Source organism: Pseudomonas sp. HLS-6 (genome assembly GCF_002753995.1).
Lineage (GTDB): Bacteria > Pseudomonadota > Gammaproteobacteria > Pseudomonadales > Pseudomonadaceae > Aquipseudomonas > Aquipseudomonas defluvii.
On sequence record NZ_CP024478.1, the window covers coordinates 1,957,477 to 1,976,039 of the forward strand.

The 18,563-nt window shown below is 59.7% G+C and carries 20 protein-coding genes and 2 tRNA genes; 13 read left to right on the forward strand and 9 right to left on the reverse strand.

All coding sequences use genetic code 11. The features are described 5' to 3' along the window. The first annotated feature begins 86 nt into the window (after positions 1 to 86). Positions 87 to 932: a shikimate 5-dehydrogenase gene (locus CS390_RS09045; protein WP_371918244.1), complete on the forward strand. Its 846-nt coding sequence runs from the start codon at positions 87 to 89 to the stop codon at positions 930 to 932. Between the two features lie 52 nt (positions 933 to 984). On the opposite strand, the gene CS390_RS09050 is transcribed toward CS390_RS09045, so the two are convergent. Together CS390_RS09050 and sstT are read right to left on the reverse strand one after the other, a co-directional pair. After that, positions 985 to 1,629, reverse strand: coding sequence for a YceH family protein (locus CS390_RS09050; protein WP_099774098.1), 645 nt, complete (start codon positions 1,627 to 1,629; stop codon positions 985 to 987). A 95-nt stretch (positions 1,630 to 1,724) separates the two neighbouring features. Beyond that, positions 1,725 to 2,942 carry a serine/threonine transporter SstT gene (sstT, locus tag CS390_RS09055; RefSeq protein ID WP_099774099.1) on the reverse strand — a complete coding sequence of 406 codons (1,218 nt, stop codon included), beginning with the start codon at positions 2,940 to 2,942 and terminating at the stop codon, positions 1,725 to 1,727. 213 nt (positions 2,943 to 3,155) lie between these two features. Between sstT and CS390_RS09060 the strand changes: the two genes are divergently transcribed. Next, entirely contained in the window at positions 3,156 to 4,310 is a 1,155-nt protein-coding gene (locus CS390_RS09060) for an MFS transporter (RefSeq protein ID WP_065761919.1), read from the forward strand. On the opposite strand, the gene nhaR is transcribed toward CS390_RS09060, so the two are convergent. Then, positions 4,246 to 5,196, reverse strand: a complete 951-nt coding sequence (nhaR, locus tag CS390_RS09065; RefSeq protein ID WP_099774100.1) for a transcriptional activator NhaR — start codon at positions 5,194 to 5,196, stop codon at positions 4,246 to 4,248. The genes CS390_RS09060 and nhaR overlap by 65 nt on opposite strands. Before the next feature lie 132 nt (positions 5,197 to 5,328). Here nhaR and CS390_RS09070 point away from each other — a divergent pair, with 132 nt between their 5' ends. Then, complete coding sequence (locus tag CS390_RS09070; RefSeq protein WP_065761917.1) at positions 5,329 to 5,571, forward strand: hypothetical protein; 243 nt, start codon at positions 5,329 to 5,331, stop codon at positions 5,569 to 5,571. A 31-nt stretch (positions 5,572 to 5,602) separates the two neighbouring features. After that, entirely contained in the window at positions 5,603 to 6,352 is a 750-nt protein-coding gene (locus tag CS390_RS09075) for a TerC family protein (RefSeq protein ID WP_099774101.1), read from the forward strand. A 71-nt stretch (positions 6,353 to 6,423) separates the two neighbouring features. On the opposite strand, the gene CS390_RS25070 is transcribed toward CS390_RS09075, so the two are convergent. After that, on the reverse strand, positions 6,424 to 6,597 hold the full coding sequence (locus CS390_RS25070) for a hypothetical protein (RefSeq protein WP_176717495.1): 174 nt from the start codon (positions 6,595 to 6,597) through the stop codon (positions 6,424 to 6,426). Positions 6,598 to 6,806: 209 nt separating this feature from the next. Here CS390_RS25070 and CS390_RS09080 point away from each other — a divergent pair, with 209 nt between their 5' ends. Continuing rightward, entirely contained in the window at positions 6,807 to 7,478 is a 672-nt protein-coding gene (locus CS390_RS09080) for a hypothetical protein (protein WP_065761994.1), read from the forward strand. A gap of 18 nt (positions 7,479 to 7,496) precedes the next feature. Here the strand turns inward: CS390_RS09080 and CS390_RS09085 are convergent, their stop codons facing one another. Then, entirely contained in the window at positions 7,497 to 8,780 is a 1,284-nt protein-coding gene (locus CS390_RS09085; RefSeq protein WP_065761993.1) for an FAD-binding oxidoreductase, read from the reverse strand. A gap of 187 nt (positions 8,781 to 8,967) precedes the next feature. Here CS390_RS09085 and CS390_RS09090 point away from each other — a divergent pair. Both CS390_RS09090 and CS390_RS09095 read left to right on the forward strand, forming a co-directional pair. Beyond that, positions 8,968 to 9,044: transfer RNA gene (locus CS390_RS09090), tRNA-Val, on the forward strand. Positions 9,045 to 9,210: 166 nt separating this feature from the next. Further along, positions 9,211 to 9,287, forward strand: a tRNA-Val gene (locus tag CS390_RS09095). A gap of 104 nt (positions 9,288 to 9,391) precedes the next feature. Here CS390_RS09095 and CS390_RS09100 read toward each other — a convergent pair. Then, positions 9,392 to 9,856, reverse strand: coding sequence for an isochorismatase family protein (locus tag CS390_RS09100; protein ID WP_099774102.1), 465 nt, complete (start codon positions 9,854 to 9,856; stop codon positions 9,392 to 9,394). A 91-nt stretch (positions 9,857 to 9,947) separates the two neighbouring features. Here CS390_RS09100 and CS390_RS09105 point away from each other — a divergent pair, with 91 nt between their 5' ends. Beyond that, positions 9,948 to 10,517: an SPOR domain-containing protein gene (locus CS390_RS09105; protein ID WP_099774103.1), complete on the forward strand. Its 570-nt coding sequence runs from the start codon at positions 9,948 to 9,950 to the stop codon at positions 10,515 to 10,517. Between the two features lie 63 nt (positions 10,518 to 10,580). Here CS390_RS09105 and CS390_RS09110 read toward each other — a convergent pair whose 3' ends face one another. The 3 genes from CS390_RS09110 to CS390_RS09120 all read right to left on the reverse strand — a co-directional run bounded on the left by CS390_RS09110 (position 10,581) and on the right by CS390_RS09120 (position 12,792). Further along, positions 10,581 to 11,270 (reverse strand): endonuclease, encoded by a 690-nt coding sequence (locus tag CS390_RS09110; RefSeq protein ID WP_065762036.1) that lies wholly within the window; start codon positions 11,268 to 11,270, stop codon positions 10,581 to 10,583. Between the two features lie 6 nt (positions 11,271 to 11,276). Next, positions 11,277 to 11,525: a DUF1654 domain-containing protein gene (locus CS390_RS09115; protein ID WP_065762037.1), complete on the reverse strand. Its 249-nt coding sequence runs from the start codon at positions 11,523 to 11,525 to the stop codon at positions 11,277 to 11,279. A 178-nt stretch (positions 11,526 to 11,703) separates the two neighbouring features. Then, a complete protein-coding gene (locus CS390_RS09120) occupies positions 11,704 to 12,792 on the reverse strand; it encodes an asparaginase (RefSeq protein ID WP_099774104.1) in 1,089 nt (362 codons plus the stop codon). A 326-nt stretch (positions 12,793 to 13,118) separates the two neighbouring features. On the opposite strand from CS390_RS09120, the gene CS390_RS09125 reads away from it, so the two are divergent. From CS390_RS09125 to rbsK, 5 genes are read left to right on the forward strand one after another with little or no spacing between them, the layout of a single operon-like run. Further along, positions 13,119 to 14,078, forward strand: coding sequence for a sugar ABC transporter substrate-binding protein (locus CS390_RS09125; RefSeq protein ID WP_099774105.1), 960 nt, complete (start codon positions 13,119 to 13,121; stop codon positions 14,076 to 14,078). 25 nt (positions 14,079 to 14,103) lie between these two features. After that, on the forward strand, positions 14,104 to 15,621 hold the full coding sequence (locus CS390_RS09130) for a sugar ABC transporter ATP-binding protein (RefSeq protein WP_099774106.1): 1,518 nt from the start codon (positions 14,104 to 14,106) through the stop codon (positions 15,619 to 15,621). Beyond that, positions 15,618 to 16,613 carry an ABC transporter permease gene (locus CS390_RS09135; RefSeq protein ID WP_099774107.1) on the forward strand — a complete coding sequence of 332 codons (996 nt, stop codon included), beginning with the start codon at positions 15,618 to 15,620 and terminating at the stop codon, positions 16,611 to 16,613. The genes CS390_RS09130 and CS390_RS09135 overlap by 4 nt, the downstream gene beginning before the upstream one ends. Before the next feature lie 2 nt (positions 16,614 to 16,615). Next, positions 16,616 to 17,632 (forward strand): LacI family DNA-binding transcriptional regulator, encoded by a 1,017-nt coding sequence (locus tag CS390_RS09140; RefSeq protein WP_099774108.1) that lies wholly within the window; start codon positions 16,616 to 16,618, stop codon positions 17,630 to 17,632. An 18-nt stretch (positions 17,633 to 17,650) separates the two neighbouring features. Further along, positions 17,651 to 18,562: a ribokinase gene (rbsK, locus tag CS390_RS09145; RefSeq protein WP_099774109.1), complete on the forward strand. Its 912-nt coding sequence runs from the start codon at positions 17,651 to 17,653 to the stop codon at positions 18,560 to 18,562. The last annotated feature ends 1 nt before the right edge of the window (position 18,563 follow it).

Below are 18,563 nucleotides of genomic sequence, written 5' to 3' on the forward strand. Positions count from 1 at the left end.
GTCGATCTGAAGGGTTTGGCGACATGAGGCACGTTGCCTGTTCACGCTTGGCATACTGTGCCTTCAGCGCATTTCAGGAGATCCGCATGACCCCCAGTAAAGACACCGTCTTGTGCATGTCTCTGGCAGGCCGTCCTGGCACCTTTGGCGTACGTTTTCACAACCACCTGTATCAGCAGTTGGGGCTGGATTATTACTACAAGGCCATGACCACCACCGATCTGCCCGCAGCCATCGGCGGGATCCGTGCCCTGGGCATTCGCGGTTGCGGTGTGTCGATGCCCTACAAGGAGGCCTGTATTGCCTTGATCGACGAGCTGGACCCATCGGCTGCGGCCATTGACTCAGTCAACACCCTGGTCAATACGGCTGGGCACTTGAAAGGCTACAACACCGACTATCTGGCAGTACGCCAACTGCTGGCGCGCCATCGTCTGGATCCGGACATGAGCTTTGCCTTGCGTGGCAGTGGGGGCATGGCCAAGGCCGTGGCCTGCGCATTGCGTGATGCCGGCTTCGCCAATGGCACCCTGGTCGCGCGCAACGAAGCAGCGGGGCGGCGACTGGCGCAGGTGTGCGGGTATGGCTGGCAAACCGAGCTTGGTAACCTGCGTGTACAGTTGCTGATCAATGTGACACCGATTGGCATGGCCGGTGGCGATGAGGCGGATCAGTTGGCGTTCGCGCCCGAGGCGATAGCGGCTGCACAGTGGGTGTTCGATGTGGTGGCGATGCCGGAGCAGACACCGTTGATCGTGCAGGCACAGGCGCTGGGCAAGCCGGTGATCACTGGTCTGGACGTGATTGCGCTGCAAGCGCTGGAACAGTTCGTGCTGTACACCGGGGTAAGGCCAACGGACGAGCAGGTCGCCGCGGCAGTGGCGTACGCACGAATGCCATCGCCAATGTTGGCGGCGCCTGCAGCGTTGTAGGCGTATTGTCGGGCGCCTGCCGTTGTCGGCCCGGCCACCCAGGCCGTGTGTGTTACTCCAGCTGCGCCAGGCGCTCTTCCAGCGCGGTAATACGGGCTTCCAGCGCTTCGATACGTTCCAGCGACACCGCGCTGGCGGTCGAGCGTTCCGGCCCTTGCTGCCGTGCTGCGAGGATGGCTTCGATGTCTTCCGGATCGCCGAATGCATGGGTGTACCGGTCTTCCCGCTGGCCGGCCTGGCGCGGCAGGTGCAGCGCAAAACCGCGTGCAATCAGGCGTTCAAGTTGATGCACGACCTGCTCGGCATCGTCAAAGTCGTGCATGCGGTTGCTGCGGGTCAGCAGCTCGTTGACGGTCTGCGGGCCGCGCAGAAACATCAGGCCAAGCAACGTCACTTGTGCCGGAACCAGCTCCAGGGCCTTGTCGATACGGTGTTCCCAGCGGTCGGCGCGGCTGCCCATCTGCAGGCGGGTCATGCCTTGGCTTTCCAGGGCGCGCAGGCTCTGGCCGACTTGGCCTTGACTCAGGTTCATCACCGGCTCACGGCTGGTTTTCTGGTTGCAGGCCAGCACCAGGGCGTTGAGGGTCAGTGGGTAGGTTTCGGGGTTGGTGGCCTGTTTCTCGATCAGCGAGCCGAGAATACGGACTTCGGTGCTGGTGAAGCGGGCAGGGGAAGCGGTTTCGTGTTCGGCGGACATGGCCCTGTCTCTATTCGAGGAAAGGCTCTAGCCTAGGTGCGGTTGACGGTAAAACACAAGCAGCCGGTGCCCGGGCACCGGCTGCAGGGTGATGGTCAGGCGCGAGCGGCTTGACGCTCTTTGGCCTGGCAGGCAGCGGCGGTGAAGAGTACGTCGGTGGAGGAGTTCAGCGCAGTTTCTGCCGAATCCTGTAGTACTCCGATGATGAAACCAACTGCTACCACTTGCATGGCGATTTCGCTGGGGATGCCGAACAGGCTGCAGGCCAGAGGAATCAGCAGCAGCGAGCCGCCAGCCACGCCGGAGGCGCCGCAGGCGCACACCGCCGCCACCAGGCTGAGCAGTACGGCGGTCGGCAGGTCTACGGTGATGCCCAAGGTATTTACCGCTGCCAGGGTCAGGACGGTAATGGTGATGGCGGCACCGGCCATGTTGATGGTTGCACCCAGAGGGATCGATACCGAGTAGGTGTCTTCATGCAGGCCCAGCTTGTTGCTCAACGCCAGGTTCACCGGGATGTTGGCGGCCGAGCTACGGGTGAAGAAGGCGGTGATGCCGCTTTCACGCAGGCACATGAACACCAGTGGGAACGGGTTGCGACGGATTTTCCAGAACACGATCAGCGGGTTGACCACCAGCGCGACAAACAGCATGCAGCCGATCAGGACGGTCAGCAGGTGCAGGTAGCCGATCAGGGCATCAAGGCCGGACTCTGCCAGGGTCGAGGCGACCAGGCCAAAGATACCCAGCGGCGCAAAACGAATGACGACTCGTACGATCACGGTCACGCCGTTGGACAGGTCTTCCAGCACGGTTCGGGTCGTCTGGCCAGCATGGCGGATGGCAATGCCAAGGCCGATGGCCCACGCCAGGATACCGATGAAGTTAGCGTTCATCAGGGCTTTGACCGGGTTGTCTACGGCGCTCAGCACCAGGCTCTGCAGGACCTCACCAATGCCACCCGGAGCACTCAGCGAGGCCTCGGAGGTGCTCAGTGCCAGGTGGGAAGGGAAGGCCATGCTGGCAGCTACCGCAACCACCGCAGCCGCAAAGGTGCCCAGCACGTACAGCACCAGAATCGGACGGATATGGGTTTCCTGACCATGACGATGGTTGGCGACAGACGCCATGACCAGAATGAACACCAGAATGGGGGCGACAGCCTTCAGCGCGGAGACGAAGACCTTGCCAACAAAGGACAGGTTTGCTGCGGTTTCGGGTGAGATCAACGCGAGGGCGATACCAGCAATCAGGCCAACCAGGATCTGTAGCACCAGGCTGGTTCTATTCAACAGGTTTAGAACGGGGGTCATGGCAGGTGTTTCTCTGTCTTGTTCAAGGTTTTCGGCAGTGCCGAAACGTGGCGCATTGACGGCGTCTGGATGGCAGGGCCGCGAAAAAGGGCGCGACTTTAGCACAGTGTGCAGCCGAGGGTCGCTGCACGGTGTCGGAGCGTGGTGCGGGCGTGTAGTATGCCCGCCCTTTTGGCGCGGCTGTGGCCGCGTGCTTTCTGTGTTGGAGTGTGGATGTTACTGCCTATCCTGTTGCTGGCTGCGGCCGGCTTCACTGTATTGACCACGGAGTTCATTATCGTCGGGTTGCTGCCGGGCATTGCACGAGACCTGCAGGTCAGTGTTTCCCAGGCGGGGCTGCTGGTGACCTTGTTCGCATTCACCGTGGCCTGTTGCGGGCCGTTTCTCACCGCGTGGTGCGCGCGCTTCGATCGAAAACGACTGTTTGTCGGAATTTTGTTGGTGTTCGCGGCCTCCAATGCGCTGGCGGCGGTGGCTTCGAACATCTATGTCATGGGCTTGGCGCGGTTGATCCCGGCGCTCGGGTTGCCGGTGTTCTGGGCATTGGCCAGTGAAACGGCGGTGGACATCGTCGGCCCGGCTTACGCTGGACGTGCCATTGCCAAGATCAGCTTTGGTGTGGTGTGTGCGACGGTGTTTGGTATTCCGGTCGGCACCTTGATTGGTGATGCCCTGGGGTGGCGGGCTGCTTTTGCGGTGCTGGCCGTGCTGGCGCTGGCCAAGGCGTTGTTGTTGTACGGCTACCTGCCACGCACCCCACGTCAGACGCCGGCCTCGTCACTACTCGGGCAATTTGGCATCCTGCGCAGCCGTTTGTTGCAGGGGCATGTGCTGTTGTCGGTGCTGGTGTTCAGCGGCATGTTCACGGCGTATACCTACCTGGCCGATATGCTTGAGCGTTTGGCCGGCTTCGATGGCAGCAGGGTGGGGTGGTACCTGATGGGGTTTGGTGCGGTCGGTTTGGTCGGCAACAGTCTGGGCGGCCGTGCCGTGGATCGTCATCCTCTGCTGGCGTCCAGTGGCTTCTGCGCCGTGATGGTCATAGGCTTGGTTGCGGTGGTGCCGAGCATGCAGTCCACGGTGGGCCTGATGTTGGCGTTGGCCATTTGGGGGGCGACCCAGGCCGCGCTGTTTCTGGTTTCCCACGTGCGCCTGATCAAGGCCGCCCCCAAGGCGCCGGCGTTTGCGGCTTCTCTCAATATTGCCGGGGCCAATCTTGGCATCGGCCTGGGGGCGATCATTGGCGGTTGGGTCATCGATACCCTGGGCTTGGCCCGCCTGGGGTTGTCTGCCGCGGTGTTGATCACGTCGTCGGTGATCCTGGGGCTGTGGTTGATGAGCGCGCGGTTCCAGCCAGAGGCCAGTTGAACAGCTCGCGTCGGGCGCCTTCGGTGATGGCAAGAATGCCGGGGTGCTTGACCTTGCGTTCCACCGAGATGGCATAGAACGACTCGATCACGGCATCCGTCTGGCCGATCAGCTCGACGCCGTACTGTCGACAGACCTCGTCGGCGATGACGCTGGGGGCGATGAATATTCCGCTGCCTGACTGCCCGAAGGCTTGCATCAAGGCGCTGTCATCGAAGTCACCGATGATCCGTGGTTGCACATTCTGTTCGGCAAACCAGCGCAGCAAGCGGCTGCGTACCACGGTTTCCTGCCCGGGTATCAGCAGTGGCGCATGTTGTAACCCTTGAGGAAAGTTGGCCCCGTAGCGCGCGGCCAACGTGGCGGTGGCAAAGAAGCTGATGCCGCATTCTCCCAGTTTCTGGCTGTAGCCTTTGATGTCCAGGTGGCTGGGCATTGGGCTGTCGGAGATGACCAGGTCCAGGCGCTGAATCGCCAGGTCGGCAAGCAGGCGCTCCAGCTTGTCTTCACGGCAACTGATGCGCAGTGGGTCGCTCATTTCCATGGTGGGGGCAATCAGCCGGTAAACGATGGACTTCGGCACCACATCCGCAACGCCAACCCGAAACAGGATCTGCTTTTCTTCTGGCTGCGTACGCAGCAGGGCCTCAAGTTCTCCGCCGATCTGGAACATGGGCTCGGCATAGCTCAGGGCCTGGCGACCGGTTTCGGTCAGTTCCAGTTGACGGCCTACCCGGCGAAACAGCTCTACCCCATAGGTTTGTTCCAGCAGGCTGATCTGTCCGCTGATGGTTTGCGGGGTCAGGTTCAGTTGCTCGCAGGCGCGCACAATGCTGCCGGTTTTGGCCACGACCCAGAAGTAGTGCAGCTGCCTGTAGTTGAGCATGAGGGCTCTCACTTCGTAAAAACCGAAGTATAACCCTTAAAAAAACGAATTTTCCTGATGTATCTCGGTCTTTAGAATGCATTGCTATCTAAAGCGCCGGCTTCAGGGCTGGCCGTTACAAGAGGAAAAAACATGCTTCACTTCAAATCGATTGGTACGCCGTTGGTGCTGGTGCTGGCGTTGTTTGCCATCAGCGGCTGTGAACAGGCAGAAAAGTCCGCCCAGCAGGTGCTCAATCAGGCCGCACAGTCGGCCAAGGAAGCCATCGACAAGACCAACGAAGCGGCTCAACAAGCCTTGAGCGAAGCCACAGGTTCGCAGGCAGAGAAGAAGCCTTCTGACACCGAGCGCGATGACAGCACTCAAGACATCTGATTCAACCAATCCCCCCGTTCAGGACTGATTCATGGAATACCTGTTAGAACTTGCTGCAAGCCCTACCGCCTGGGTCGCCCTGGCCACCTTGGTGGCCATGGAGATTGTCCTGGGTATCGATAACCTGATCTTCATTTCCATCCTGACCAACAAACTGCCTGAACAGTACCGCTCCAAGGCGCGGCGCGTGGGTATCAGCATGGCGCTGGTGATGCGTCTGGCGCTGCTCAGTACCGTTGCCTGGATCGTCCAGTTGACTGAACCGGTGGTTGACGTGTTTGGCCAGAGTTTCTCCTGGAAGGACATGATTCTGATCGCGGGTGGCCTGTTCCTGTTGTGGAAAGCAACCACTGAAATTCACCACAGTGTTGATCCCGTGGCACAGGAAGACGCCAAGGCCTCGTCGACCATTACCCTTGGCTTTGCTGCTGCGATTGGCCAGATCCTGTTGCTGGATATCGTCTTCTCGATCGACAGCATCATTACCGCTGTGGGCATGACCGAGCACTTGCCGATCATGATCATCGCCGTTATCAGTGCCGTGGTGGTGATGATGGTGGCCGCTGATCCACTGGCGCGCTTCATCAACGACAACCCGACTGTCGTGATGCTGGCCCTGGGCTTCCTGATCATGATCGGTATGACCCTGATCGCTGAAGGCTTCGGTGTCCACGTGCCAAAAGGTTACGTTTACGCGGCCATGGCGTTCTCGACGGCGATCGAAGTGCTTAACATTCTGTCGCGACGTGCTCGCACGAAGCGTGAAGAAATCTCGGCCTGATTACTGATTCAGGCGTGACGGCCGGCGCCGGGTTAACCCGGGCCGGCCGTTGTCGTTTCTGTGGGGCTGAGTCAGTGTGCGTGGGCGTGTCGGCGCTGGCGATGAGGCACGCCTGCCGTCATATCCCGGGGTTGCAGGTGAGGGTGATGGTGGCGACGCGTGATGCGCAGTACGCCCCAGAGCATTGCGGCCGCGACGCTCAGCCAAGCGCCGATCAACATGAAAATCGCCAGTGTCAGGCTCATGTGTGCCTCCTTTTAAGCCGGGCAGGCTCTTGCGCTTGCCCCATGCAACAGTCTAGCTGTTGTTACATGGCAAGCCATTGACCTATGGTCTAGCTCCTTGGTCTGCTTTGTTCTAAGCCGTACGCGGGCTATACCGCGAAGCGCTGCCGGCCTATGATCGCAGCCGAGGCCGGGCGCTGCCTGCCTGGCGCCAGAACAAGCGAGAGTCCATGCCTGTATTTCCCATCGCATCCCGTCGTCTGTTTGCGGCTGTGGCCGTAACCCTTAGCCTGGCTGGTTGTGCCAGCCCCTTCTCGTCTCAGCTCAATGGCATGGCGCAGCGGGTTGAGTTGAGCGGCGTGCCGTATTTCCGTGGCAATGCGAACCAGAGTGCCTCAATGGCCTTGGCGGCGATATTGTCTCAACAGGGTGTGAGGATCACGCCAGGTTTGCTTGATGGCCCGCTGCATTTGCCGCAAGACGTCGACAAGCTGCCGGAGTCAATACCGGCTGTAGCGCGTGAGTACGGGATGATGGTTTACCCACTGGACCGTCAGTTGCCGGCGCTGCTAACGCAGGTTGCTGCAGGTAATCCGGTATTGCTGCGTTACAGTGAGGGGACAGCGCTGTGGGGCGAGCCGCGGTATGCCTTGCTGGTCGGTTACGACCGCTACAAGGAACGCGTGCTGCTGCGTTCGGGCAATAATCGGCGCTTGCTGATGGGCTTCGACAGCTTCAATGCTGCCTGGCAGAAGGAGGGCGCCTGGGCTGTGCTGGTACAGCAACCTGGGCAGTTGCCGGCGCAGGTAGACCGGCAGCGCTGGCTCAAGGCAGCCAATGATCTGGCCCAGGCAGGCCAGGAACAGGCTGCCCGCCAAGCCGTCAAGGCCATTGGCCCGTGACGGCTTGAGCGGTAGGCGTTAAACGCCGAGGCGGTCGCGCAGGCTGTAGTACCAGGCACCGATGGCGCTGAACGGTACACGCAGCAATTGCCCGCCTGGGAACGGATAGTGCGGCAGCTCGGCAAACGCATCAAAGCGTTCTGCCTGGCCGCGCAGCGCTTCGGCCAGCACCTTGCCTGCCAGATGGGTGTAGGTCACACCGTGACCACTGCAGCCCTGCGAATAGTAGATGTTGTCGCCAAGACGGCCGACCTGAGGCAGGCGCGACAGGGTCAGCAGGAAGTTGCCGGTCCAGGCGTAGTCGATCTTCACGTCCTTGAGCTGCGGGAAAGCCTTGAGCATTTTCGGGCGAATGATCGCTTCGATATTGGCCGGGTCGCGTGCGCCGTACACCACGCCACCGCCGAAGATCAGACGCTTGTCAGAGGTCAGGCGGTAGTAGTCGAGCAGGTAGTTGCAGTCTTCAACGCAGTAGTCCTGTGGCAGCAGCGAATGTGCCAGGTCGGCATCCAGCGGCTCGGTGGTGATCACCTGGGTGCCGCATGGCATCGATTTGGCAGCCAGCTCCGGCACCAGGTTACCCAGGTAGGCATTGCCGGCGACAATCACGAACTTGGTGCGGACTTTACCCTGAGGGGTGTGTACCACGGGGTTGGCACCGCGTTCGATGCGCACGGCAGGCGACTGTTCATAGATCTTGCCGCCGAGGGATTCAACCGCTGCAGCTTCGCCCAGCGCCAGGTTCAGCGGATGGATGTGCCCGCCGCTCATGTCGAGCATGCCGCCGATGTAGCTGTCGCAACCGACGACTTCACGGATGCGGCGCTGGTCCATCAGTTCCAGCTGATTATGGCCAAAACGTTCCCACAGGCGTTTCTGTGATTCCAGGTGGCCCATTTGCTTGGAGGTCAGGGCGGCGAACACGCCACCGTCTTTCAGATCGCACTGAATGTTGTATTTGGCGACGCGCTCACGAATGATCCGGCCGCCTTCAAACGCCATCTGCCCTAGCAGTTGTGCCTGTTTGGGGCCGACAGTGCGTTCAATGACGTCGATGTCGCGGCTGTAGCTGTTGACGATTTGCCCGCCGTTGCGGCCAGAGGCACCGTAGCCGACTTTGGCAGCTTCCAGGACAGCAACCTTGAAACCGTTTTCAAGCAGGAACAGTGCGCTGGACAGACCGGTGTAGCCGGCGCCGATCACGCAGACATCGACATCAATTTCTTCCTGCAAAGCTGGGCGCTGCGGAACAGGATTGGCCGATGCGGCGTAGTAGGACTGAGGGTAGGGGGTGTGCGCCATGGGGGTGGACCTCTGTTTTATATTTTTTACGTATGAGCTGATCCTATCAACAATAATTAACACCCGCTAGCGGGGTGTTTAAAATTCTGAAAACGACCAACCCACAAATATTTTTAATATTCAGTGAGTTAGCGCGAAAAAAAGAGTTGACACCATTCGTCAATTCCGTAGAATGCCGCCTCACAGCAGGCACATAGCTCAGTTGGTTAGAGCACCACCTTGACATGGTGGGGGTCGTTGGTTCGAGTCCAATTGTGCCTACCAAATCAGGCCGCTCCTGTTGGCGGCAGCAAAAAAAGGCGATCCGAAAGGGTCGCCTTTTTTGTTTGGGGCGATTTTTTGCGTGTTCAGGGCATGCAGCAAAAGTTTGATTTATTTGCATATTTCTATTTACGGGTTGTAAAAACCTGAGTAGAATGCGCCCCACAGCAGGCACATAGCTCAGTTGGTTAGAGCACCACCTTGACATGGTGGGGGTCGTTGGTTCGAGTCCAATTGTGCCTACCAAATTAAATCCACTTTAGTGTGGTAGCAAAAAGGGCGATCCGAAAGGGTCGCCCTTTTTGTTTGTCCGGGGAAATAGATTTGAAAGCCGTGCGGTGTGGGTAGGGCTATTTCAGTTCGGCCGTCGTCACCGTGTGCTTGAAGTGATGTCGCCACAGGTTTATTCCCAGTGCCCCTGAGCGATCCAGGGATGAGCCTCGGGTCAGGTCGGTAATCAATGTCGGTTGCAGCCCCGCATCGAATAGCACAAAGCCCGCCGCCAGCACGCAGGTGTCCGTCTGGATGCCGCATACCAGGACACGGTCCGGTTTCAATTGCTTGAGGTGGTTGAGGGTCTCGCTGGAGAGGCAATAACCGTACTTGGCGAACACCCTGTCGGCCGCGATCAGGCAGCGCTCGTTTTTGGCAGGATGCCAGCCAAGTTGGCGTTGGAACGGGGTGTGGTGCTCGTCGTGACGCTCTACTGTGGCGACTGACGGCATGCGCCCGAGGAGTGTGTTGATGCCTTCGACCAGCCACTGGGGTGGGTTGAAGGAAGGTTGTACGTCAATGATCAACAGTACCTGGTGCATAGCCGTCCTCTCGATGGGAATGCTGGTCGATTGTAACTGCCGTTGCCTTGCAGGTGCTAAAATCCGCCGCTGGCATTCAGGAGATAGGCGCGTGCGCAAAGTGGCGGTGGTAATGGCGATGCTGGCGTTGGCTGGCTGTGAGAATGATGTAGAGCGCGCTCACAACAAGGTCGCCGAGCATTTGCAAAGCCCGAAAACGGCCAAGTTCGCCAATGTTCGTATTAATGAGCAAGGGGATATTTGCGGTCAGGTTCGCGGCAAGGATGCGGCGGGCGTGGTGGAAGCCTATCGCAGCTACGTGGCGATCAAGCAGGGTGCCGAGTACGAAGTGATCATCGATCAGGACGGTAACAACCTGCGCCTGCGCGAGATCTGCGGCGGCGCCGACCTGCAGCGCAAGGCTGAAGCGCTGGCCGACCAGCCGGCTGCTCAGGGCTGGGATGTCGAAATCATTCAGGGGGCGAACATGGGTGCGCTGACGGATATGACCGCGCGGCTGATCGAGCGTGGCATCCCGTCGTCGGTGGTTTACCGCGAGGGTAAGCCGGTGGTGCTGCTGGGCCCCTACGCCGACAAGGCGGCAGCGCTGGCGCAGAAAGCCGATGTCATGGCGCGCCTGGGTATCGACTCGGTGGTGATCCAGCACGACGCACCGCGATAGTCGCGCCGCGCCGGTTGCGGGTGAATGCCGGGCAGCGCCTGCTGGCAAGCGCTGCCCGGCGCGTCAACCGCAGGCCTTCATGTTGACCGGCCCGACAAACTCGTTGCCGTGGCCCATGACGCACGCCACCCGCTGGTTGCGCTGAAGCTCCCAGGCTTGAGGTGGGTAGGTCTTGTTCCAGGCTTCGTACAACTGGCGATCCTGTTTTGACAGGCGCAGGTTGTATTGCTTGCTCATATAGAAGTAGGTGCGTGCGATCATTCCGCGGATGGATGGGCGCGGCATCACCTTCTTTGCCTTGAAGTCGATCTGGGTCAGGCAGGAACCGTATTGTCCGTGTTGCTCGGGCAGCCAGCCAAAGCTGAAGTTGCTGCGGTCACCGTTGACCTCGCCGATGCTCGGTACCAGGTTGTGCAGATCGGCTTCTGCGCGCTGATAGACCTGATCATTGCGCGAGCAGTTCTTGCGCCCGCCGTCCTGCCAGCACTGGCGCTGATGGCCGATCTGCCAGGCCGGCACAATATGTTCCCATTCTATTCGCGCGGCGCGGTTGGCGTTCTTGCGTGGCACATAGCCGCAGGCTTCGAGGTCGACACGGTTGCCGTTGTACTTGCAGCCACAATAGAACTCGGTCGATTGCGGGGCGTACAGTTTCCAGGCGACTTTCTTGGCTTCGCTGAAGGTGCGTGGGGCGTCGGCGTGGGCGGCGAAACTGAACAGCAGGCAGGATACTGCAAAAATCTTGAATCTCATGCGTGCTCAGTCTTCCTTCGGTACAACCCAGAAAATCTGAACGCCGCCATCATCGCGATGCGCGAGGGTGACGTTATCGTTCTCGGCGATTTCTTCGAGCAGGGTTTCCCAGTCGTCGGGAGATTCATGTTCCAGGCGAAAGATCAGTGCTGACCGTGCTTTCTGTGCGGTCGGCGAATTGATGATTTTCTGGATGCGCAGGCCGAGTTGCTCGTAACTGCTGGCGGGGGTCGATGCAGAGGAAGTGGTTGCCACGGAGCGTTCCTTGTTTTTGCTGTATGTGCATACAGTATTTTACTGTAGGCCATTTCGCAACACCTTGTGGGTGTAGGAGCGCTTCAGACAATGCATGCAGCGATTTGCTGCATGCCTTTGAAACTATTTTTACGCGGTGATGCCCGCCGTAGAGCGGCGGGCGGCCGGCAGGCGGGGATCAGTACTCCCAGAAGATCCGCTGCAGCTCTTTGCTGTCCTGGGTCTTGGTCAAGGCAACCATTGCCAGAATGCGGGCTTTTTGTGGGTTCAGGTCATGAGCGACAACCCAGTCGTTCTTATCGTCCGGTTGCTCGGCGTTACGCAGCACGAACCCGCCGGCATTGACGTGGGACGAACGAATGATCTGTACGCCATTCTTGCGCAACTCCTGCAAGGCAGGGACTACGCGGGAGGAGACAGAGCCGTTACCCGTGCCGGCGTGGATCAGTGCCTTGGCGCCGTTCTGTGCCAGTGCTTTGTAGGCAGTGTCCGTCACGTTGCCGTAGCCGTAGGCGATATCCACTTGGGGCAGGCTGCTGATCTGCTTGATGTCGAATTCCGAATCTTGAGTGTGGCGCTTGGCCGGAAGGCGGAACCAGTAGGATTTGCCTTCAACCACCATGCCCATCGGGCCCCAGGCGCTCTTGAAGGCCTCGGTCTTGATGTTGACCGACTTGCTCACGTCACGACCGGACTGAATTTCGTCGTTCATGGTGACCAGCACGCCTTTGCCGCGGGACTGCTTGTCACTGGCCACGGCCACGGCGTTATAGAGGTTGAGCATGCCGTCAGCGGACATGGCCGTGCCTGGGCGCATCGAGCCGACTACCACGATAGGCTTGTCGGTCTTCTCGACCAGGTTCAGGAAGTAGGCGGTTTCTTCGAGGGTGTCGGTGCCGTGGGTGATGACGATGCCATCGACATCCTTGCTGTCGGCCAGTTCGGCGACGCGCTTGCCCAGTTGCAGCAGGTTTTCATTGGTGATGCTTTCTGATGCGATCTGCATGACCTGCTCGCCACGGACGTTGGCCAGGTTGGCCAGCTCCGGTACGCCTGCGATCAGCTTGTCGACGCCCACTTTAGCGGCCTGATACGTCGCACTGTTGGCAGCGCCGGCGCCTGCACCGGCGATGGTCCCGCCTGTGGCCAGGATGACCACGTTGGCCAGTTTCTGTTGATTCTCGACGTCCTTGGCATTGGCGCCTGCAGGCAGGAGCAGCAGCAGGGCCAAGGCACTCGGTACAAAGGAGTGGAACGCAGCTTTCATTTTTGTTCTCGCTTATTGATTGAAGTGCGGTGTTGCCAGGCAAAGAACAGCAGAAAGCGTACCAGTTCACTTGTCTGGATTTAACGTATTGTTTTTATTGGAGATTATGGGTGCCTTAAGCGTATCTTCTGGTGTTTTAGGGATCGGCTTCCCGAATTTATCTGTATTTGGCTGTTCGGTTTTCCGATCTGTTTAAAGGATAATTTCCCTGCTTGGCCTCGCCGTCAGGTGATGGCGGGGGTATTTGACAAAGGTGGCGGGCATTTCCATAGTGAAGTAATGCAAACGTTTGCTACTTGATAACAATAATGTACCGGAGTGATTTCATGACGTTGCCCTTCACCGGACGCCTGCTCGGGGCTGTTGTGTTGAGCGCTCTCAGCGCTTTTATTCCCGTTGCCCACGCGGTCGAACAGGCTGCTGTGAAGCCCAGGGTTGCCTTGGTCATGAAGTCCTTGGCCAACGAGTTCTTCCTGACGATGGAAGGCGGTGCCAAGGCCTACCAGAAAAGCCACGCAGGTGAGTTCGACCTGGTGTCCAACGGTATCAAGGATGAGTCCGATACCAGTAACCAGATCCGTATTGTCGAGCAAATGATCGTTTCCCAGGTTGATGCGCTGGTGATTGCACCTGCCGATTCCAAGGCGCTGGTGCCGGTGATCAAAAAGGCCATTGATGCCGGTATCACGGTGGTCAACATCGACAACCGCCTTGACCCGGGCGTGCTCAAAAGCAAGCACCTGAGCGTGCCATTCGTAGGGCCAGACAACCGCAAGGGCGCTCGTCTGGTGGGTGACTACCTCGCTGCAAGGCTCACGGCCGGTGATCAGGTTGGCATCATCGAGGGCATATCGACGACCACCAATGCGCAGCAGCGTACGGCCGGCTTCAAGGACGCGATGGACGCGGCGCAGATGAAGATTGTCTCGGTGCAATCGGGCAGTTGGGAGATTGACAAGGGGCGCGCCGTAGCGTCGGCCATGCTCAACGAATACCCCGATCTCAAGGCCTTGCTGGCCGGCAACGACAGCATGGCGCTGGGTGCGGTCTCTGCGGTGCGGGCGGCGGGCAGGACGGGTACGGTGCAGGTGGTGGGTTACGACAACATCTCGGCAATCAAACCGATGCTCAGCGATGGTCGGGTGTTGGCCAGTGCTGATCAGTTCGCTGCCAGGCAGGCTGTGTTCGGTATTGAGGTGGCGCTGAAGATGCTCAAGGGGGAGTTGCCGCAGGTGGATGCTGACAATGTCATCCAGACGCCGGTTGAGTTGGTCAAGGCGCCGTAGCCTTCATTTCCAGTGAGTACCCTGTATGCCTGCGACTGAGGATATCGTGCTGTCAGTCAGCGCTGTGGGCAAAGCCTATGCGCAGCCTGTACTAAGCAATATTGACCTGGCCCTGCGCCGCGGCGAGGTCTTGGCCCTGGCGGGGGAGAACGGTGCCGGTAAAAGCACCCTGTCCAGGATCATTGCAGGCCTGGAGCCGCCCACGGCCGGCCGGATGCAGTTCAATGGCAAGCCTTACCTGCCTGGCAGTCGCGCGGCAGCCGAGCGGTTGGGCGTGCGTATGGTCATGCAGGAACTGAACCTGTTGCCGACACTCTCGGTGGCTGAAAACCTGTTTCTCGGCAACCTGCCCAGTCGCGCCGGTTGGATCGACCGCAAGCGTTTGCGCGTACTGGCCCGGGCGGCTATGGCACAGGTCGGTCTTGAAGCGGTCGACCCGGATACGCGGGTGAGTGAGCTAGGCATCGGTCATCAGCAAATGGTCGAAATTGCTCGCAGCCTGATCGGTGACTGTCATGTACTGATTCTGGATGAACCGACCGCCATGCTGACGGCGCGCGAAGTGACATTGTTGTTTGCTCAGATCGAGCGCTTGCAGCGCCAAGGAGTGGCGATTGTCTATATTTCCCATCGACTGGAGGAGCTCAGGCATCTTGCTCAGCGAGTCGCCGTGCTGCGTGACGGTCAGTTGATATGCGTTGAGCCGATGCAGCGTTACAGCAGCGAGCAATTAGTCAGCCTGATGGTGGGGCGCGCGTTGGGTGAGGCGATTGACCTTGGCGAGCGTCGTATTGGCGAGCCGATTCTCACGGTCGATGGGTTGGGGCGGGGAGAGATGGTGTCTGATGTGTCCTTCGAAGTGCGCAGTGGCGAACTTTTCGGGCTCTACGGATTGGTCGGTGCCGGGCGTACGGAGCTGCTGCGATTGATTTTCGGCGCCGACTCGGCCGACCAAGGGCGTGTCGCTTTAGGTAACCCGCCCAGGTCGGTACACCTTGCGTCCCCGGCTGAGGCCGTGCGCGAGGGTATTGCGCTGATCAGCGAAGACCGCAAGGGCGAGGGCTTGCTGCTGTCTCAATCCATTACGGCGAACATTGCCTTGGGCAACCTGTCGGCGGTATCTCGAGCGGGTGTTGTCGACCGTGATGCGGAGCAGGCCTTGGCGCGACGGCAGATCGAAGCGATGCAAATACGTTGTACGGGTGCGGATCAGGTTGTGAGTGAGCTCTCTGGCGGGAATCAGCAGAAGGTTGTGATGGCGCGTTGGCTGGCGCGCGACTGCTCGGTGTTGCTGTTTGACGAGCCGACCCGTGGTATTGATGTGGGGGCCAAGTTCGATATTTATGGTTTGCTCGCCGAGCTCGCTCGTCAGGGCCGGGCGTTGGTCGTGGTTTCCAGCGATCTGCGCGAGTTGATGTTGATCTGTGACCGTATCGGTGTGCTCTCCAGAGGGCGCTTGATCGACACATTTGAGCGTGACACATGGCGTCAGGATCAGCTGCTGGCGGCGGCCTTCGCCGGTTATCAAGGGAGCGCTGCATGAGTACCTCGCCAGTTCAAGCCTCGGCTGCTGTTGCAGGCACGCGCGGCGGGCGTTATCAGGGTGTGGGTGCTTACTTGGGCCTGGCGGGTGCGCTGCTGATATTGATCGTGCTTTTTTCGCTGTTGAGCAGCCACTTTCTTTCCTACGCTACCTTCAGCATCCTGGCTAATCAAATTCCCGACCTGATGGTGCTGGCGGTCGGGATGACCTTTGTATTGATTGTCGGCGGCATCGATTTGTCGGTTGGTTCGGTGCTGGCGCTCGCGGGTTCCATCGTCAGTGTCGCCATCCTCGGCTGGGGCTGGAGTGCGCTGCCAGCGGCGTTGCTCGGCATGGCCTGTGCGGCACTGGTCGGGACCGTTACCGGCTCGATTGCTGTCGCTTGGCGAATTCCCTCCTTCATCGTTTCGCTGGGTGTATTGGAGGTTGCGCGTGGCGTGGCCTACCAGATGACCGATTCGCGCACGGCCTATATCGGTGATGCCTTTGCCTGGCTGTCTGAGCCCTTGGTATTCGGTATTTCGCCCGCCTTCGTGATTGCCTTGCTGGTGATCGTGGTTGCTCAGTGGGCGCTTGTGCGCACGGTGTTCGGTCGCTACCTGATCGGCATTGGCACAAACGAAGAGGCTGTGCGCCTGGCGGGCATCAATCCGCGCCCTTACAAAGTGCTGGTGTTCTCGTTGATGGGGCTGCTTGCCGGGTTGGCCGCACTGTTTCAGATTTCCCGGCTGGAAGCGGCCGACCCCAATGCGGGCTCTGGGCTGGAGCTGCAGGTAATCGCCGCTGTGGTGATCGGCGGTACCAGCCTCATGGGTGGGCGCGGCTCAGTCATCAGCACCTTTTTCGGCGTTCTGATCATTTCCGTGCTGGCTGCAGGGCTGGCACAGATTGGCGTCTCGGAGCCAAGCAAACGCATTATTACTGGCGCGGTGATTGTTATCGCTGTGATCCTCGACACCTATCGCAGCCAGCGTACACGCAGGCGGAACTAAAAATGGCAACGATTAAAGATGTAGCGGCCTTGGCGGGGATTTCCTACACCACGGTGTCCCATGTGCTGAACAAGACCCGGCCGGTCAGTGAGCAGGTTCGACTGAAAGTCGAGGCCGCGATTGCTGAGCTCGACTATGTGCCCAGCGCAGTGGCGCGCTCGCTCAAGGCGCGCAGCACTGCCACGATTGGCTTGCTGGTGCCCAACAGTGTCAACCCTTACTTCGCCGAGCTGGCCCGGGGTATTGAGGATGCCTGTGAGCGCAACGGCTACTGCGTCATCCTGTGCAACTCCGATGACAACCCGAAGAAGCAGCGCAGTTACCTGCGGGTGTTGCTGGAAAAGCGAATCGACGGTTTGATTGTCGCGTCGGTAGGGGAGGATGGCGACCTGTTGGAAAGCTTGCAGACGGTGCGCGCGCCGATGGTGATTGTCGACCGTGCCCTTGATGGGGTGGAGGCCGACCTGGTGCGTATCGACCATGAGCAAGGGGCATACATGGCTACGCGTCACCTGCTTGAATTGGGGCATCGAGACATTGCCTGTATCAATGGGCCTGCCAGTACCAGTGTTGCGCGGATGCGCCTGGCGGGTTTCACGCGTGCGCTGGCTGAAGCGGGCATTACAGTGGTTGAGGGCAGGGTGCTTGACAGTGACTTTTCCGGCCTTGGTGGGTATGGCGCTGCGGCAAAGCTGTTGGGGCAGAACCGGCCAAGCGCAATTTTTGCAGCCAATGACATGATCGGTATCGGTGTGTTGCGAGCGGCTGCCGAGCGCAATATCTGTGTGCCCAGTGAACTGTCGGTGATCGGTTTCGATGATATCCAGCTGAGCCAGTACGTTTATCCCGCGTTGACCACGGTCGGCCAGTCGATCCGTGAGTTGGGCGAAATCGCGGTTGAGCGGTTGCTGCACCGTATTGCTGAGCCGGCCGGTAGCGCTGTTGAGCAGCGCATTGTGACGCCGAGTATCGTGCTGCGTGAGTCGACGGCACCGCGTCCGGACACGTTTACTGATTAGCGCAGAGGGCGCGGAGCCATGCAGGCGAGCATCGTGGTGGTTGGCAGCCTCAATATGGACCTGGTCGTGCGAGCTGAGCGCTTGCCCAAGGCGGGTGAAACCCTGGCGGGTGAGTCTTTCACCACTGTGCCCGGTGGCAAGGGCGCGAATCAGGCGGTGGCCGCTGCGCGGCTTGGTGCGCAGGTTGCGATGATTGGTTGTGTGGGGGATGACGCCTACGGCGTGCAGCTGCGTCAGTCGCTGGCCGCTGAAGGTATTGATTGTCAGGCAGTCAGTATCAGTGCCGAGACCTCCAGTGGTGTCGCGCTGATAGTGGTAGGCGCGGCAAGCCAGAACGCTATCGTGGTTGTTGCGGGTAGTAATGGGCAACTGCTGCCTGAGTCGGTACAGCGTTTCGATACGTTGCTACAGGCCGCCGAACTGATCATTTGTCAGCTGGAGGTGCCCGCCCTGACGGTACTGCATACATTGGAGCGTGGTCATGCATTGGGCAAGGTGGTGATTCTCAATCCTGCTCCGGTGGCAGGGCCACTGCCATCGAATTGGCTGGCGTTGGCCGATTACCTGATTCCCAACGAAAGCGAGGCGGCAGCGCTGACGGGGCTGCCGGTGACGTCCCGCGAGACTGCCGAGGGCGCTGCGCTGAAGCTGCTGGCGCTGGGTGCGGGCAAGGTGATCATTACCCTGGGTGGCGAAGGTGCTGTGTTCGCCGATGTTCAGGGCGTTGAGCATTTTCCTGCGCCGAACGTGCAGCCTGTCGACACCACGGCGGCAGGAGATACCTTTGTGGGTGGTTTCGCTGCGGCCCTGCTGGCTGGGCGCGGTGAGCGTGAGGCGATAGCCTTCGGTCAGCGTGCTGCTGCGTTATCGGTAACGCGAGCGGGTGCGCAGCCCTCCATTCCGCGTCTTGGTGAGCTGGAGTCGGTATGAG

What these genes read in the sequence shown, in the direction of transcription:
- CS390_RS09045 (WP_371918244.1), top strand. Translation starts at nt 87, where the DNA reads ATGACCCCCAGTAAAGACACCGTCTTGTGCATGTCTCTGGCAGGCCGT.
- CS390_RS09050 (WP_099774098.1), bottom strand. Translation starts at nt 1,629, where the DNA reads ATGTCCGCCGAACACGAAACCGCTTCCCCTGCCCGCTTCACCAGCACC.
- sstT (WP_099774099.1), bottom strand. Translation starts at nt 2,942, where the DNA reads ATGACCCCCGTTCTAAACCTGTTGAATAGAACCAGCCTGGTGCTACAG.
- CS390_RS09060 (WP_065761919.1), top strand. Translation starts at nt 3,156, where the DNA reads ATGTTACTGCCTATCCTGTTGCTGGCTGCGGCCGGCTTCACTGTATTG.
- nhaR (WP_099774100.1), bottom strand. Translation starts at nt 5,196, where the DNA reads ATGCTCAACTACAGGCAGCTGCACTACTTCTGGGTCGTGGCCAAAACC.
- CS390_RS09070 (WP_065761917.1), top strand. Translation starts at nt 5,329, where the DNA reads ATGCTTCACTTCAAATCGATTGGTACGCCGTTGGTGCTGGTGCTGGCG.
- CS390_RS09075 (WP_099774101.1), top strand. Translation starts at nt 5,603, where the DNA reads ATGGAATACCTGTTAGAACTTGCTGCAAGCCCTACCGCCTGGGTCGCC.
- CS390_RS25070 (WP_176717495.1), bottom strand. Translation starts at nt 6,597, where the DNA reads ATGAGCCTGACACTGGCGATTTTCATGTTGATCGGCGCTTGGCTGAGC.
- CS390_RS09080 (WP_065761994.1), top strand. Translation starts at nt 6,807, where the DNA reads ATGCCTGTATTTCCCATCGCATCCCGTCGTCTGTTTGCGGCTGTGGCC.
- CS390_RS09085 (WP_065761993.1), bottom strand. Translation starts at nt 8,780, where the DNA reads ATGGCGCACACCCCCTACCCTCAGTCCTACTACGCCGCATCGGCCAAT.
- CS390_RS09100 (WP_099774102.1), bottom strand. Translation starts at nt 9,856, where the DNA reads ATGCACCAGGTACTGTTGATCATTGACGTACAACCTTCCTTCAACCCA.
- CS390_RS09110 (WP_065762036.1), bottom strand. Translation starts at nt 11,270, where the DNA reads ATGAGATTCAAGATTTTTGCAGTATCCTGCCTGCTGTTCAGTTTCGCC.
- CS390_RS09120 (WP_099774104.1), bottom strand. Translation starts at nt 12,792, where the DNA reads ATGAAAGCTGCGTTCCACTCCTTTGTACCGAGTGCCTTGGCCCTGCTG.
- CS390_RS09125 (WP_099774105.1), top strand. Translation starts at nt 13,119, where the DNA reads ATGACGTTGCCCTTCACCGGACGCCTGCTCGGGGCTGTTGTGTTGAGC.
- CS390_RS09130 (WP_099774106.1), top strand. Translation starts at nt 14,104, where the DNA reads ATGCCTGCGACTGAGGATATCGTGCTGTCAGTCAGCGCTGTGGGCAAA.
- CS390_RS09135 (WP_099774107.1), top strand. Translation starts at nt 15,618, where the DNA reads ATGAGTACCTCGCCAGTTCAAGCCTCGGCTGCTGTTGCAGGCACGCGC.
- CS390_RS09140 (WP_099774108.1), top strand. Translation starts at nt 16,616, where the DNA reads ATGGCAACGATTAAAGATGTAGCGGCCTTGGCGGGGATTTCCTACACC.
- rbsK (WP_099774109.1), top strand. Translation starts at nt 17,651, where the DNA reads ATGCAGGCGAGCATCGTGGTGGTTGGCAGCCTCAATATGGACCTGGTC.